Origin of the sequence: Snodgrassella sp. (assembly GCF_024103505.1) — a bacterium.
GTDB classification, from domain to species: Bacteria; Pseudomonadota; Gammaproteobacteria; order Burkholderiales; family Neisseriaceae; genus Snodgrassella; species Snodgrassella communis.
In genome coordinates, this window is the sequence record NZ_JAGGIJ010000004.1 from 159,566 (window position 1) to 174,705 (window position 15,140).

Sequence of the window (15,140 nt, forward strand, 5' to 3'; positions counted from 1 at the left end):
GGGCTTAACGGCTTGCCAGCAAGCTCCTTAACTTGCCTCGGGCTTTTATATTCCGCTGCCCTGAGCCGATGCGGTGAAGTTGTTTAACTTCGATGGGTATATATTAGCGATATGCTAAAGAATAATCAATAGCAAAACGCTAAATATATCAGTAAATCGGATAATATACTGAATACACTTAAAATAAATTTAGCGAAATGCTAAATTTATTTTAAGTGTATTCAGAAATTTGTGTTATTTAAAGACAATAAAAAGCCACAGCCGAAGTTGTGGTTATTGTAAGAAAAGCAAATTTAGAATATGTCAAAGCCTATACATATTAGAATGATTGACAACAATACTATGCAAGCAATCCAAAGACTCTTATATTTCTGTACTTTCCTGTCAATGTATTCTATTTCTCTTTCTTTTGGTGTTGAATCTTCTGGACTTGAAAAATCAATAATTTTCTTAATATCTTGATTATTTAGAAGGTCTTTGTACCTATATTCAATTTCTAAGTACCGTTTACTTAGTTTCTCTTTTTCATCGTTAACTTCTGATAATGCGAATCTTAAAAAGAACGCTGATAAGAAAATTAAGCATATACCCGCAAATATCACTGTATTGTGATAGTCATTATTTGATTTATCGAAACTTTTTGCCACAATTGTAGTTGTAAAGAAAGTCATAAATGTCCAGAGATTTGTTTTCAGTATATTGAACATATCTTTAGTGATTTGACCAGCTTTTTCTGATTGTGAGAGAAGCATATCAGAAATTTTATTTTTTATTTCAATATATTGTTTAACATTATCTTTTAAATATAGATCATAACCAGATTGAGCGGATAGTAAAGTTCCTGATTCAAGTGTATTGATATCCTCTTGATGTATATGAATTGGTATGACGTTTCTAAGAATGCCAATTTTATCTATGAAAGACCCCCCCTCATAAGCCCATTTGTACATAGACCATAATTCATTTCCTACATCGGTGTTTAATTGCTCATTAAGCTTACCATTTACTGTTTTATAACCTTTTATGCAATAAGCTACTTTATCATCTATTATTCGTGAATAATCACTTAGAAAAACTAGGGATAAAATATTTCTTAAATTGTTAAAATAAGCAGCTAATGGCCAATCATTACTCGCAAAATTAAAAGAGTCTGGAACAACTATGATATCGCACGCATTGACAAAATGACTAATTTTGTCTCTATTTTCAATCTTAGTTTGGTCTATAGCTTTTTTGTTGTCTAGGCCGATTTGACTATAATGTATAAAAGAAAAAAAATCATTTTCTATATTATTTCCCTCGTCCCAAACATATATATTTGAAGAAAGGTTATTTGCAATTAAATTAGACCATTTTTTATATGCCTCTTCACGAGAAATTGTATTTAGATGGTGACAAAACTCTTTCCATGAAAAAATATTTAAATTTGATTCTTCCCATTTAATAGCTATATTGAAAATAAAATCTAGTGGTAGTAGCGCTTCTAGATCAAGTTCTTCCAATAATTCTAGGATTTTTGATTCTAGTTTCTCTTTGGGCATTTGATTTGATAATCTAATGCTATCACTATCTCCTAACTCAATCTCTAATATAATTCCTTTTTCACATGTTAAAAAAATAGCTTGGTATAAGTCATTAATAATATTGTTATTTAAGGATGTAACTCTCCCCTCAATTTTGTATACTCTAAAATTATGGCTAACAGAGATAATTTCTGTTGCACCAATTGCTGACAATAAATGTTTTACGAAACTATTCATTTTATATGCTAAATAATTTTGCATAATTATGGTTTTAATTATCGCTTAAACGCATTATACCCATCTTCAGAATAAATTCTAACAAATTTACCGCCATCATCAACACCTACCCCAAAAATGGTTTTTAAATCCTCTACAGGCGTTTTAATTATTAGATCAAAATTATTATCAATAACCATCTTTTGCTTCTTAAGTCTCGCTTTAATCATGGTAGGGTCTATTTCAAATTGTGTATCAAATTTCTTTTTTCCCTGTGGTAGTTCTTCAAATTCTGATAGAATCTTATTGAATTTTACCGCTAAATCATCGTTGATTGGTTCATAGTTTTGTAAATCAGATACTAAATTGTTAAATTCAAATGAATTTTTTCGAAAATCTAGAATTACTTTATTACGAATGTAGTAAAAATCTTGTTTGGATATAGATTTTATTTTTCTTTTTAAAAAGGTATCGATAGCTTCAAAAGCATTCTTTGTATTTTGTTCATTTGTTTGCACAGGTTCTGAGTTGAGAAATGCATCTCTCCAGTACTCTGTAATTTTTGAATTGGTATCTGAAAGTAATAATGAAGTTATTATGTTTGAACTGTCAAAGGATATAACAGCTACTTTTTGCACTCTAGTTTTAACCGGTAAACCATCTCGAATTTTTAATACCTTATCTAAAATCTGATTAGTATCAATTTTTATAAGGGCAATTTTTTGTTCGTTTTTAAAAGTAAAATGAGCTTGTAGTAAACTTCCTTCTCGAAGTCCGTTTAAATTTGCGACTTTATCGTAGACTTTGACTTCAATTGAAAGTAATTTTTTAGCAATTTTTTCAGTTAACTGCTCCCAAACTGTGGGATCTTGATTTATTTGTTTTAAATATCGAGGAATTAATTCATCTTCATTGCTAAAGGTATAATACTGACCTCTAATTTGAGTTTGGCGTTTAGGTGGAGTATATATCTCTGTTATTACTTTTGTTGTATATTCTAATAAATTTTTATTATCATCTGATTCTACAGGAATATTTTTTCTTACTTTATTATTTTCAATATCCATATCATGTAATGAAACATTAGTTAATTTTATTTCCATAATAACACCTTTCATACTGTTAGAATTTAATAATAAAAATTATTGAAACCAAGATACTAATTATGAAATTATGTTCTTAGATTATCAGGCAAGAATAGATGACCAAAAACACTGCCTATAATGTTGATATCTCCTTGATTAACCTCTTCTAGCACTAAATTAGCTAAATGCGTTCAAGTCTCAATGTAGCTACAACTTTTCCACATATTTTTATTGAATTAAGTTCGTTATCCTTAAGTACTTCGCTGTTATATTTCTGATTATCGCTGATAATCCTTAGCTCACCGCTTACAAATTTTTGAAGTCTCTTTACTTTTAATCCAGAAGACGACATGAAGACGTAAACGCCATCTTCTTCATAGAAATTTATTGCTTGGTCTACGAATAGCCAATCACCGTTGTTAAATGTTGGCTGCATTGAATCGCCAGAAGCGGTAATAATCGAGATTGATTTTAGATTATTACCAATATTGTTTCTTGCCCATTTTTCTGAAACTTCAACCAATTGTACAGATTCTGGAAAATCGCTATTGTCAAAACCATTGCCCGCAGCAGCTTTTACGTCGAGTAGCGTGAATTGAATAAATCCTTCTTGTGGCGTCGTATCTGTTGTTTTAACCGGTTGGTCAAACCACCCACGAGGCAAACCTAAGGCTCCTTCAATTTCGCGAGCAGTATCGGATTTCATAGAGCGGGCTTTCCCCGTTTTGGAGTCGGCGGAACCGTTCACCCATTGGCTTATCTGAGCTGGAGACTTGTCAATTCTTTTGCTTAGCCCGGTTTGTCCACCGTATTGCTTAGAAAGCATTAATAACCTCTCTCTGTAAGTTTCTTCTATGGTTTTCATACAAATCCTTTCAATTTGATTATTAGCAATTTGCTAACAAAAATAAATGTGCATTATGCTTGATTTTTATTTAGCGAATCGCTAATATAAGTAACAGAAAGGATTAATATGAACTTACAGGAATACTTAAACAGTAAAGGGAGAGGCTCAACAACTGCGCTTGCTAAATCTATTGGTGCTCATGTTCCTGATGTCTCAAGATGGGCAGAAGGTAAGCGCCCGTGCCCTCCGTGGCGATGCTTGAAAATCGAAAAATATACTAATGGCGTCGTTTCTAGAAAGGATTTGCGCCCTTTTGATTATAAAAAACACTGGCCGGAGCTGGAGGATGCCCACGATGACAATTAAAGCAACTCAAATCTATCTGCAAGATGGTCAATCTGAGGTTGATTTGAAATTCAATGATGAATGGTGCCAGCTCAAGGAGCTGATTCGCGCCGGCAGGAAAGAGGAGGCGCATCGGTTGTTGGATGTGCTAAGTGAAATATACCGAAACCGCCCGACTGAGGTGGTTGAGGCGTTAGAAGTGGAGATGGGTTTGCGATGAATGGTTATAAAAAAAAGCCCACGGGAGTGGGCTTTAAGGAAATGACCGTTGGGCAGCCATTCAATTCATTAATATAAATACGGGTGTAATTATGACTACTGTAGAAAATTTTGTCAATGATAACTCTTTAAAAATAGGCGATATTATCGGGGATGTTACACGTGCCTACAATCCGCGTCTGAAGCGTATATGTAATGGCGACATTAAGGCTGGGCTGGTTTTAAATCAATTGCACTATTGGTGGAAACGTTGTACTGGTGCAACAAGGGTTTTTTATAAGTCTGTTAAGGAACTGGCTGGTGAGCTGGATTTAAGTGAATATGCGGTACGTAAGTCTATTAAGCTGCTGGAAAGCCTTGGCTATATCCAGCGCAAGATTAAGAAGCTTGAGCATAGAACTTATTATCTGGTTGATGAGGCTGCGATTAGAAAGGCGGCTGAGTGTTTTGATGCTGATAAAGCTGACAAGCCTAAATATCGTGTATTTACTGGTGTGTTTGGTCGCTTTTGCCGAGGTGGGAAATATGACATTTCCCGAATGACGACATGTCGCAGTTCGGGAGTGGTGACATGTGACAATTCGGGAGTGACGACATGTCAACACTCGGGAGTGGCGACATGTGACAGTTCGTATAAGGAAGAGATTTATACAAAGAATTATTCAGAGAATTATTCAGAGAATTATTCAGAGATAGAGTGCCACCGCGATTCTGAGGATTTTGAGTTAGTCCCAGATGGTGAACAATCAGAATCGAATGATGATTATGCTGATGGTGCTGGTGTGGTGTATGCGCCAATAGGGCTGCATAAGAAATGTGGCTGGTGTGAAAACTGGGTAATGCCGGATAAATATCTGGACTATGCGGCAGCTAAGGGGCTTGTTGGGACTGCGCTGAATATTGAGATTGAGAAGTTTGTGAATTACTGGCTATCTGGTGATGCTAAGGATTCGAAGAAGCGCAATTGGGAGGCTACATGGCGCAGATGGGTTTTAAAGTGGCTGGAGTACGGTGCTGGCAGGATGGGTGCCAATAAACGCCGGAATGAATGGGATTGTACTAATGCGCGCTATGTGGAGGTAAGGCCGAATCTGCGGGTGTATAGGGTAGATGTTGGCGGGCGCAGGGTGTTTGTTTCTGTTCTTGGAACAACTGGGGAATGGAACGCGCCGAGATGGGAAGAGGTAGGCACTAGCTCAAGCGCTAATGAGTTGTTTATGGAAACTGTGCGTCTGTGGAATGGAGCTGATTATGGACGCTAGGGAGGTATCGCAGTTGCTGGCTGATAAGGCGTTGAGTGTGTCTGAGTATCTGCTCCCCAATGGCAGGAAAAATGGCAATGAGTGGTGCTGTGGTTCGGTTAATGGGGAGGAGGGGCAATCGCTTAAGGTGCATTTATGCGGCAGTAAAGCTGGTGTGTGGAAAGATTTCAGTGATCAGGACAAGGGTGGTGATTTGCTGGATTTATGGGCTGCGTGCAGGAGTTTAAGCTTTGTTGATGCGCTTAAGGATGCCTGTAGGTGGCTGGGGGTTGAGTTTGCTCCTAAGTTTTCGGTTGCCTGTAAGAAGTCTTTTACGCGCCCGTCTGTGCGTTTGGGGGCGGTGATTGAGCCGCAGGCGGATGGTTATTTTGACAGGCGACGCATTAATGGCAGTACGCTTAAGGCTTACTGTGTAGCCAATCATGACAGGGAGATTGCTTTTCCGTTAATGGTTGATGGTGCTGTTTATAACGTTAAGTATCTGACGCCACGGCGTAAGAGGGATGAGAAAAACCGCTGGCGGCAGGAATCAAACTGTGAGCCGTGTTTGTTTGGCTGGCAGGTTATTACGCCTGATGATGATAAGGTTGTGATTACTGAGGGTGAAATTGATGCGCTGAGTGTTTTTCAGTCTGGGGTAAAGGCTTTGTCGATGCCTAGTGGTGCGAAGAATCTGGAGTGGATTGAATACGACTGGGAGCGGTTGCAGCAGTTTAGGGTGATTTATCTGGCTTTGGATAATGATGACGCGGGACAGCTGGCTACGATGGAGGTGTTGCAACGGCTTGGTGAACACCGGTGCAAGCTGGTTGATTGGGGTGATTTTAAGGATGCTAATGAGTGTCTGTGTGAGGCTGGTGAAGCTGGGGTTCTGGATGCAATAGTTGGTGCTGAGTATAAGAAGCCGGAGGATTTGAAAAACGCGATTGAGTATGCGGAAATTCTGTTTCAGGATTTTAATGGGCTACTTGATACGGCCACGGGCAATACTACGCCATTTGCTGGGATGAAAGATTTTAAGTTTGGTATGGATCAGTTGACGGTATGGACTGGTTACAGTGGCCACGGCAAAAGCCAGCTATTGGGGTATTGTATGTGTGAGATGATTCTGAGGCAAAAGGAACGTATTTGTTTGTTTTCGGGGGAGATGAAGCCTTATAAGGTGTTAAATCGTATGGTTAGACAGGTATGTGGAAAGCTGCGTCCTGATCAGGATGATTTAACTGATGCGTTGAATTTGCTATCTGGGGGGATGAATATCAATGGTGAGCGTTGTACGGAAGACAATGGCAATGAATCAGGCGGGCTGTGGATATATGACGTGAATGGTGCAGCCAGTCTGGAGCGGATGCTTAATGTTTTTAAGTATGCGAAGCAACGATATAACTGCCGGCATTTTGTTATTGATAGTTTGATGATGTTGGGGGTGGCTGAGAGTGATGTGGATCGGCAGAAGAAGATTGCGGAGATGCTGCGGGATTTTAAATCGCAAAACAATATTCATATTCATTTGGTTGCGCACCCGCGTAAGCCTGACAATGGTGATGAATCTAAGCCACCAAATAAGCATGATGTGAGGGGATCGGCGGGGATTACTGATCTTGCTGATAATGTTCTGGTTGTGTGGCGCAATAGTGAGGCGACGGGCTACGGGGCAGATCCGGATGCTAAGCTTATTTGTCAAAAGCAACGGGATTCGGGCTATCAGCCTATGGTTAATCTGTTTTTTGACCGTGAAAGCTGCCAGTACCATGAGCGCGAAAGGGAGGCAATCAGTATGATTACTGGTGAAAGAGTTCGGCGGGATTTTAAGTCGCCATACGCGCGATGATGATGCGATATTCTGGGAAAGTGAAGTTTTAAAGGGTTGTTTGATGATGAGTAAAATTGAGATTGATACTGCTGTGGATGTGCTGACTGCGTATGAGCGAACTATGGCAGACCGGAAGCGGCAGGGGCATTGTCTGAGTGCTGAATGGCGTTACGGGAGAGATAAGGTAATCAGGGATTATGCTTTTGATGGTGTGCACTATAAGCCTGAGGTGTTTGCGTTGGTAAGATGTGCGTTGTCGTTACTGGCGCAAAACAATCGGGAGGCGTTTAATGTGCTTAATATTGAGTATGGGCGCAAAAGTCCTTATTTTAAGCGCCGTTCAATTTCTGCACGTCATCGCGCTATGGTTAATAGGATGACATGGGCTGAACAGGTGGAAAGGGCTTTGGTGCTGTTTTGGGCGTATATGCAAAAATGTGATGATTTTGATAAATTTTTTTACAATTCACCCTTGCGCATGGCTTGAAAATTTAGTATATTTCTAGTTAACAATTAGTTAATACTTTTTAGTGCCGGTGGCAGCTTTGCTGCACCTAATTGAAAGCTATTAGCATTGTTCTCCTTTTTAGTTGATACACTTATTATTTCATCTTTTACCCGCCTGCTCCTTGGCGGGTTTTTTATTGTGGATTCTGTATTTTAATTTGTTAGTACTAAGTAATAAGCCAGCTTAATCGCTGGCTTTTGTATTTTAGCAATCTAATTGTTCTTCATTAATACCTAATGCAGTGGCAAGTTTGGTGCGAGTTGCTTTAGTGGGCTTTTCTGAAGCTTCCAGTTTTAGATAGGCGGGTTGTGACATGCCAAGCTTTTCAGCGCATTCTGATTGTGTTAATTCCAGATATTCGCGCCATGCTCGGGCTGGGGTGTAATCTTGTTCAATTACCATGCCTACCACTTCGCTTGGAATGGCGTTTGTAAGGTTAATAACAGGTTGATTGGTTAGTTGTCTGAAATCTTCATATGGAACAACAACAAACTGAGGCATTCCTTGTTTGTCGTTGATGATTTGATAGTTAGGATTAATATGTGCGTTCATCACGTTTTTTAACCTCTTCAATTGAAATAATATGGATGATGCCATCAAAGTTAAACAGTACTCGGTAGTTACCGACCCGCAAACGATATCCGTATTGGTGATTGGATAGTTTTTTAACATTTGCGCATTCTGGCATATTGGTTAACTCTTCAATTTTCCGATAGATGAGTTTTCTATCAGGAATTTTCCGCAATTGTTTAAGGGCTTTGGGTTGGTAAGCTATTTTGTTCATGGTGTTGTTATAACTTTTTAATAACTAAATTATAACCAAAATATAACTAACATACAAGTAAGGAACAGATATGGTTGATGGTAACGACTACAACTAACGCTGTATTAAATTAAGACAAGTCCACCACATGCGCGTGTGGGCTTTTTTTATTGGAGTTTAAAATGAACGAACATATAGATTTTGCACAGGCGTATCACAACGGGATTAATTTATGCAGAAATAGGGTAGCAGAGGAAGCGGAAATTGATGCTGTACTTTCCCGGTTTTGTGAAGAGGTACATACTGCCAGCAAGGGCAATTTGGTGTTAGAGGTTGGCAGACGGCCTTATGGTAATCCATCTGATTTAAAAGTGATTGCGATAAAGCGAAGTAAAAGTAAAGCTAGAGGACGCAAGACGCTGGTAGATATTGAGCCATCACAGGGCGGATATCCGTGCGTGATTAGGCATGGTGGCTGGTTTAAATCTGTTATTGATAAAGATGGTCTTGAAGCATCGCTTGCCGAAGTACTGCAAAGCCATAGCGCAGCTCATAAGATTCACTACCTACTGACACGAAGCTATGAAGATACCAACACTTAAAAGTAGCCTACCTGAGTTTAACAGTTCATCTGCCACGGTACTCAGGGATAAACCGGGGGCTACGAAACGCATACGAGGCTATCGATGGCAGGAGATAAAGAAGAGGGTGCTGGCACGGGATAGTTTTCGATGCCGATCCTGTGGCTGTATTGGTGGCAGCTTACAGGTTGACCATATCATTCCATTGGAGTTAGGTGGTCGTAATGATGATAGTAATTTGCAAGTACTATGCGCGGATTGTCATAAGCGTAAAACCACCAAAGAACTGCGGCAGCGATACAAGCGTGGATGGTGAATCTATTAAGCGATGAGTGTAACCGTTTAGATTATTACGCATGAGATAGTTACGTTATGCTATTGCTTTGATTTATATTCTTATGTGAAATAGTAATCTTGAGTAACTATTTATTATTTCTAGATTGTTTAAAAAATAGGCAATTATTATTTTTAGACTGCTCAAAAAAATAGGCAGGGGTGGTAGTAATGTTGGGTTACTATCACACGCTGACACCGCGCGCCCTCTCATTTATAAAAAAAATGGCCTGAAAACACCTGTTAATTAACAAAATCTGCTCAAAAAAATAGGCAATTTGCTATGTCGCTTAATGATAAACAGGAATTATTCGCACTTAATGTGGCCGCGGGGATAAATCAGACGGAAGCCTGTGTTAATGCGGGTTACAGCAGGAATGGTGCAGCCGCTGCCGCATGTCGTTTAATGAAAAATCAGGCTGTTTTAGCACGCATTGAGGAGCTGAAAAAACAGCAAAACAGACTTAACAAAAATATTAACAAAATTGTTAACAATGATGTTAACACGGATGTTAATCCTGTTAAGTCTGGATTACCGCCCAATGATGACCCTTTGCAGTTTTTGGTGATGGTAATGAATGATGATAACTGGCCGCACAAGCTGCGGATTGATGCTGCTAAAACCCTGATGCCTTATAAGCATGGGCGCATTGGCGAGACCGGCAAGAAAGAGGCGGCCAGAGATGTGGCCATTGAAAAATCACGCGCTGGCGGACTGTCTGCGCGGTTAGAGCAGAAAGGTTTGAAACAGGTGAAGTAAATGGCTGATTGGGTGACAGCCTGCCCTGACTGGGAAGAGCGGATTGTTAACCGGCAGTCATTAGTGCCTAGTGAGCCGCTATTCCCTATCGTGGCAGAGATTGCGATTGAGGTATTTGGTGATTTAATAGTGCCCGACATGACCGGATTGCCAAGAATGCGTGATGTAATGCCGCAGTGGGTGTTTGATTTTGTTGGTGCGATTTTTGGTGCGCTTGATCCAGATACGCAGCGTAGACTAATCAAAAAGTTCTTTCTGTTGATTAGCAAGAAAAACGCTAAATCAACCATTGCTGCCGGAATTATGATAACCGCTCTCGAACTGAATGAACGTAATTTAGCTGAGGCTATCATTCTGGCGCCAACGAAAGAAGTGGCTGATAATTCGTTTAAACCAGCGGCGGGTATGATTGAGTTTGACCCGGAAATGCAGGACAAATACAGCATTTCCAAGCATACAAGGACGATAACGCATTTAGCTACTAAGTCAACCCTGAAAGTTGTGGCTGCGGACGATAAAACAGCGGGTGGCCTGAAAGCCGCTTTTGTTTTGATTGATGAACATCATTTATTTGGTGCGATGGCGAATGCGGAATCCATAATTAAAGAAGCCACCGGTGGCCTGATGTCTAAAGTGGATGGTTTTTTAATTATTTTGTCCACACAATCCCGAGAGCCGCCCGCTGGTGTGTTTAAAACGGAACTGGAGTATGCGCGTTCGGTACGGGATGGTAAGACGGCTGAGGGTAAAGAAATTGTTGATAAGACTTATTTGCCGATTTTGTATGAGTTTCCGGCTGCGCTTATTAAGTCGGGCGCGTATAAGAAGCCTGAAAACTTCTATATAACCAACCCAAGCCTTGGCTACTCAGTAGACGAGGCTTTTTTGATTAGTGAGTATCGACAGGCCGAACTGAAAGGCGAAGAAACGCTTATTGAGTTTGAGGCCAAGCATTTAAACAAGGAAGTCGGGTTAAATTTACGCTCAGATCGCTGGAGTGGTGCAGATTACTGGCTGGCGCAGACGGATGATACGCTGACGCTAGATACGCTGCTGGAACGCAGCGAGGTGGTGGTAATAGGGCTTGACGGCGGTGGTAATGATGACCTGTTTGGATTGGCCGTGGTTGGGCGGGAAAAAGAAACTCAGCGCTGGCTTTCATGGTGTTATGCATGGGCAAACCCGCCGGTGCTGAGTAATCGCAAGGATATCCTGCCCCAACTGGATAGTTTTGTGAAAGACGGTGACATGACCTTCTGCCAAAATGTAGGCGATGACCTGAAAGAAGTGGCTGAGATATGTTTGAAAGTCGGCGAAACGGGTTTGTTGCACTCTATAGCGGTTGACCGCTATGGCATGGAACCGGTTTTGCAAACCATCCATAATAAATTTGTTGCCAGTGGCTACGCTTTTCCTGCTGATGGCCTGTTTAAAGCGATATCACAAGGCTTCAAAATGACAGGCACGATTAAAGCCACGGAGCGCGCTTTGGCCAGCAGAAATATGTGGCACGCTAATCAGCCACTGATGAACTGGAATGTTGGTAACGCCCGCGTTATCCAGTCGGGCAACGGTATTCAGGTAACCAAACAGTACGCAGGTTTTGCCAAAATTGACAGCCTGATGGCGCTGTTTGATGCTGTGGCTGTGATGGCGACCAATCCGACCTCACGATATAACGGCGGCCTTGATTCTTTTCTGGACAATTACATAATAGGTTAAACAATGGCTGATTTACAGGATACTGGCTTTTTTCGCCGCATTCTGAATGCTTTCAGGCCACAGTTAAAGCTAGGCAAAGGCGAGAGCTTCGCGGCAATTGATAGCGCATCGTCGGTTAGTGGTGTCATGGTGACGCCAGAGAAAGCGTTAAAACTTTCGGCTGTGTGGGCATGTATTAATTTACGCTCCGGGCTGGTATCTACCCTGCCTTTTGCCTTACGAACTGCGGATAAAAATATTGCTACTGAGCATCCTTTGTATGACATCTTTCGCTATGCGCCCAATGCCGACATGAATCCATGCGAATTCTGGCAGGCATTGATGACTTCAATAGACATATATGGCAATGCGTTTGCTGAAATCAAACGCAAAGGCGAGCGGATTATATCGCTGGAAGTGCTTGATGCGGCCAGAATGAAAATAACCCGCCTGCAAACGGGTGCGGTAGTGTATGAATACAATGAAAGGGACGGAACGCGAAAATTGCCCGACCGGGATGTCTTTCATCTGAAAGATTTCACCATGGACGGAATAACCGGGCTTTCTCCGCTGTCTTATGGCGCGGAAATCCTAGGATTGCAAATGGAAGCCAATGATACTACGGCACACGATTACAAGAATCGCTTCAAAGGGCGCGATGTACTTGTATACAGAGGTACAGGGCAAGGCGGGGCGCCGATATTGAATGACGAGCAGCGTAAGAAAACCCGCAAATGGCTGCAAGAGTTTTCAGAGGCAAGTGCCGCAGGGAAAACACCAATACTTGAGGGTGGTTTTGACCTTGTAAACCGGTCGCCATCATTAAGCCCGATTGATGCACAATTGCTTGAATCACGCCTGTTTGGCATTGAGGAAATCTGCCGCTGTTTTTCTGTGCCACCACAATTAATTGGACATACCAGTAAATCGTCTAGCTGGGCATCCAGTTACGAAAACACAGTGCTAAGTTTTCAGGCATTTGTAATGGTACCGAAGCTGGCGCGGATTGAGCAGACGATTACGCGCAAATTGTTAAGCCCGGCGGAGCGCAAGATTTATACGCCCAAATTTAATACCGAAGGGTTATTGCGCGCCTCACCCGCCAACCGCGCCAGCTTTTATACCTCAATGGTGCAAAACGGGATTTATTCACGCAATCATGTGCGCGACCTTGAAGACTTGCCGGCAGTGGAGGGCGGGGACGAATTAACCGTGCAGTTAAATATGGGTACGTTGAATCATGCAGCAAATGAAACTTTAAAGAGGCAAGAATGATGCAGACAAAACGTCTTGATATGCCGCTTGAAATTAAATCCGTCAAAGAAGACGGTTTTTTTTCGGGTTACGGTTCTATAAATGGCAATATAGATTCTTATGGTGATGTGGTAGTGCCGGGGGCGTTCGCAAAGTCGCTGGCGGAATGGGAAGCCCGCAACCGAATGCCACCAGTGTTATTTAATCATGACTGGAATGCGCCTATCGGTTGCTATACCAAACTGGTTGAAGATGAACGAGGGCTGTATGTCGAGGGTAAATTACTGATCGACCAGATAGGAAAAGCACGGGAAACACATGCATTATTGCAGGCCAAGGCGATTGATGGCCTGTCTATTGGTTATAGAATCATACGGCAGGAATACGACCGTGAAGCGGATACCAACAGATTGATCGAAGTAAAACTATATGAAATATCCGTCGTTATTTTTCCAGCTAATCCAGAAGCTAGGGTGGATTATGTCAAGTATGATTATGGCTTACCCTCATCCGAACAGTTCAAAGCGCTGTTAATGCAAAACGGATTTAATGCAAAGCAAGCCGCTGTCATTCACGACAGCGGTTTTTTTTCGTTGTCACAAAAGGCAACACCAACCAACCACGTGTCTGAAATAGACGAAGTTATACGAATTTTAGGAGCTAACTAGATGGCTGATGAAAATGAAATCAAAGCAGTTGAACTGGCCAAAGTACTAAAAGAAAAGCAGGAAGCGGTTAATAAGGCAGTCGACGAAGTCAAGGGACTTGGCGAGGAACTTAAAGGCAAGCTTGCGAAAGGTGACAAAGTTACCGAAGAACTCAAAAACGATGTTGACAAGCTGCTGACTGAGGTTAACGGCCTGAAGTCGCAAGTGCAGGATATGGAACAGGCGCAAGCACGCAATCCTGTCACCTCGCAAGGTAAGCAGACCTTGGGGAGTACGGTGGTTAAGTCTGAACAGTTTAAAAGCTGCGCCAACATATCCCAAGGTGACAAGCTGCACATTCCTATTAATACTAAAGAGTTAGGCGGTTCAGACTATCTGGGTTACAGCGCCGGCGCATTAGTACAGCCGCATACTGTTAGTGCTGTCACCTTGCCGGAGCAGCGATTAATGGTGCGTGATTTGCTTACGCCGGGTAATACCGATAGTGCCATGATAATTGTACCCAGAGAAGAAGCTTTTCAAAATAACGCCAATGTGACACCAGAGGGACAGGTAAAGCCTGAATCACAGTTAAACTATGTGCAGGAAACGGTGCCGGTTGTAACTATTGCCCACTGGCTTAAAGCAACCAGACAGATATTGAGTGACGCGTCCGGCTTGCAGTCTATGATTGATGGCCGTTTACGGTATGGCCTGAAACTCAAGGAAGAGCAGCAGCTATTAAAGGGCACCGGTGGTGGCGTAGAGATAGATGGCCTGATACCTAACGCTACAAAGTTTAAAAATGAAAGTAACGTTAAGGACTTTACCATTATTGACCAGTTACGTCTGGCCATGCTGCAGGTGGTATTGTCTGGCTACAGTGCTACCGGCCATGTACTTAACCCGGTGCAATGGGCAGAAATTGAAATGGCCAAGGATGACATTGGCCGCTATGTAATCGGTAATCCGCAGGGGCAGACAATCCCGACATTATGGGGGCAGCCAGTTGTTGCCACGCCGTCTATGCCACAAGGAGAGTTTCTGACTGGTGCTTTCAAAATGGGGGCACAAATCTTTGACCGGTGGGAGATGGGTATTAATATCGCCTTTAATAACGATAGTGATTTTGTTCGTAATATGGTAACTATATTGTGCGAGGAGCGGCTGGCACTGGCTATTTACCGGAAAGATGCATTTGTAACGGGTAAATTGCAGGGTGCACAGACTACGCCGCCGAATTCCTAAACAAACCAAAACCGTTTATTCCGCCCCTTACGGGG

At 41.7% G+C, this 15,140-nt stretch carries 17 protein-coding genes; 12 read left to right on the forward strand and 5 right to left on the reverse strand.

Annotated elements, in window-relative coordinates; genetic code table 11:
- Window positions 1–293 precede the first annotated feature (293 nt).
- The 3 genes from J6578_RS05935 to J6578_RS05945 form a co-directional block, all read right to left on the reverse strand.
- On the reverse strand, window positions 294–1,760 hold the full coding sequence (locus J6578_RS05935; protein ID WP_287954098.1) for a hypothetical protein: 1,467 nt from the start codon (window positions 1,758–1,760) through the stop codon (window positions 294–296).
- 38 nt (window positions 1,761–1,798) lie between these two features.
- On the reverse strand, window positions 1,799–2,842 hold the full coding sequence (locus J6578_RS05940) for a nucleoid-associated protein (protein ID WP_287954099.1): 1,044 nt from the start codon (window positions 2,840–2,842) through the stop codon (window positions 1,799–1,801).
- A 163-nt stretch (window positions 2,843–3,005) separates the two neighbouring features.
- Complete coding sequence (locus tag J6578_RS05945) at window positions 3,006–3,689, reverse strand: S24 family peptidase (protein ID WP_287954100.1); 684 nt, start codon at window positions 3,687–3,689, stop codon at window positions 3,006–3,008.
- Between the two features lie 108 nt (window positions 3,690–3,797).
- On the opposite strand from J6578_RS05945, the gene J6578_RS05950 reads away from it, so the two are divergent.
- From J6578_RS05950 to J6578_RS05970, 5 genes are all read left to right on the forward strand, one after another.
- On the forward strand, window positions 3,798–4,037 hold the full coding sequence (locus tag J6578_RS05950; protein ID WP_037491547.1) for a transcriptional regulator: 240 nt from the start codon (window positions 3,798–3,800) through the stop codon (window positions 4,035–4,037).
- Window positions 4,018–4,236 (forward strand): hypothetical protein, encoded by a 219-nt coding sequence (locus J6578_RS05955; protein WP_143557896.1) that lies wholly within the window; start codon window positions 4,018–4,020, stop codon window positions 4,234–4,236. Before J6578_RS05950 ends, J6578_RS05955 begins: the two co-directional genes overlap by 20 nt.
- 91 nt (window positions 4,237–4,327) lie before the next feature.
- Window positions 4,328–5,497, forward strand: coding sequence for a winged helix-turn-helix domain-containing protein (locus J6578_RS05960; protein ID WP_287954101.1), 1,170 nt, complete (start codon window positions 4,328–4,330; stop codon window positions 5,495–5,497).
- A complete protein-coding gene (locus J6578_RS05965) occupies window positions 5,487–7,328 on the forward strand; it encodes a DnaB-like helicase C-terminal domain-containing protein (protein ID WP_287954102.1) in 1,842 nt (613 codons plus the stop codon). Before J6578_RS05960 ends, J6578_RS05965 begins: the two co-directional genes overlap by 11 nt.
- Complete coding sequence (locus J6578_RS05970) at window positions 7,285–7,797, forward strand: hypothetical protein (RefSeq protein ID WP_287950027.1); 513 nt, start codon at window positions 7,285–7,287, stop codon at window positions 7,795–7,797. Before J6578_RS05965 ends, J6578_RS05970 begins: the two co-directional genes overlap by 44 nt.
- 225 nt (window positions 7,798–8,022) lie before the next feature.
- Here J6578_RS05970 and J6578_RS05975 read toward each other — a convergent pair whose 3' ends face one another.
- Window positions 8,023–8,370, reverse strand: a complete 348-nt coding sequence (locus tag J6578_RS05975) for a helix-turn-helix domain-containing protein (RefSeq protein ID WP_093093686.1) — start codon at window positions 8,368–8,370, stop codon at window positions 8,023–8,025.
- On the reverse strand, window positions 8,354–8,602 hold the full coding sequence (locus J6578_RS05980; protein ID WP_093093684.1) for a type II toxin-antitoxin system RelE family toxin: 249 nt from the start codon (window positions 8,600–8,602) through the stop codon (window positions 8,354–8,356). Before J6578_RS05980 ends, J6578_RS05975 begins: the two co-directional genes overlap by 17 nt.
- Before the next feature lie 161 nt (window positions 8,603–8,763).
- On the opposite strand from J6578_RS05980, the gene J6578_RS05985 reads away from it, so the two are divergent.
- From J6578_RS05985 to J6578_RS06015, 7 genes are all read left to right on the forward strand, one after another.
- Window positions 8,764–9,183 carry a hypothetical protein gene (locus J6578_RS05985; RefSeq protein ID WP_287950032.1) on the forward strand — a complete coding sequence of 140 codons (420 nt, stop codon included), beginning with the start codon at window positions 8,764–8,766 and terminating at the stop codon, window positions 9,181–9,183.
- A complete protein-coding gene (locus tag J6578_RS05990) occupies window positions 9,164–9,478 on the forward strand; it encodes an HNH endonuclease (protein WP_100150273.1) in 315 nt (104 codons plus the stop codon). Before J6578_RS05985 ends, J6578_RS05990 begins: the two co-directional genes overlap by 20 nt.
- A 300-nt stretch (window positions 9,479–9,778) precedes the next feature.
- Entirely contained in the window at window positions 9,779–10,255 is a 477-nt protein-coding gene (locus J6578_RS05995; RefSeq protein WP_287950034.1) for a terminase small subunit, read from the forward strand.
- Window positions 10,256–11,977: a terminase large subunit gene (locus J6578_RS06000; RefSeq protein ID WP_287950035.1), complete on the forward strand. Its 1,722-nt coding sequence runs from the start codon at window positions 10,256–10,258 to the stop codon at window positions 11,975–11,977. It begins immediately after the preceding gene.
- 3 nt (window positions 11,978–11,980) lie between these two features.
- Complete coding sequence (locus tag J6578_RS06005) at window positions 11,981–13,231, forward strand: phage portal protein (protein WP_093093674.1); 1,251 nt, start codon at window positions 11,981–11,983, stop codon at window positions 13,229–13,231.
- Entirely contained in the window at window positions 13,228–13,878 is a 651-nt protein-coding gene (locus J6578_RS06010) for an HK97 family phage prohead protease (protein WP_093093672.1), read from the forward strand. The genes J6578_RS06005 and J6578_RS06010 overlap by 4 nt, the downstream gene beginning before the upstream one ends.
- Window positions 13,879–15,105 carry a phage major capsid protein gene (locus J6578_RS06015; RefSeq protein WP_287950037.1) on the forward strand — a complete coding sequence of 409 codons (1,227 nt, stop codon included), beginning with the start codon at window positions 13,879–13,881 and terminating at the stop codon, window positions 15,103–15,105.
- Window positions 15,106–15,140: the final 35 nt, after the last annotated feature.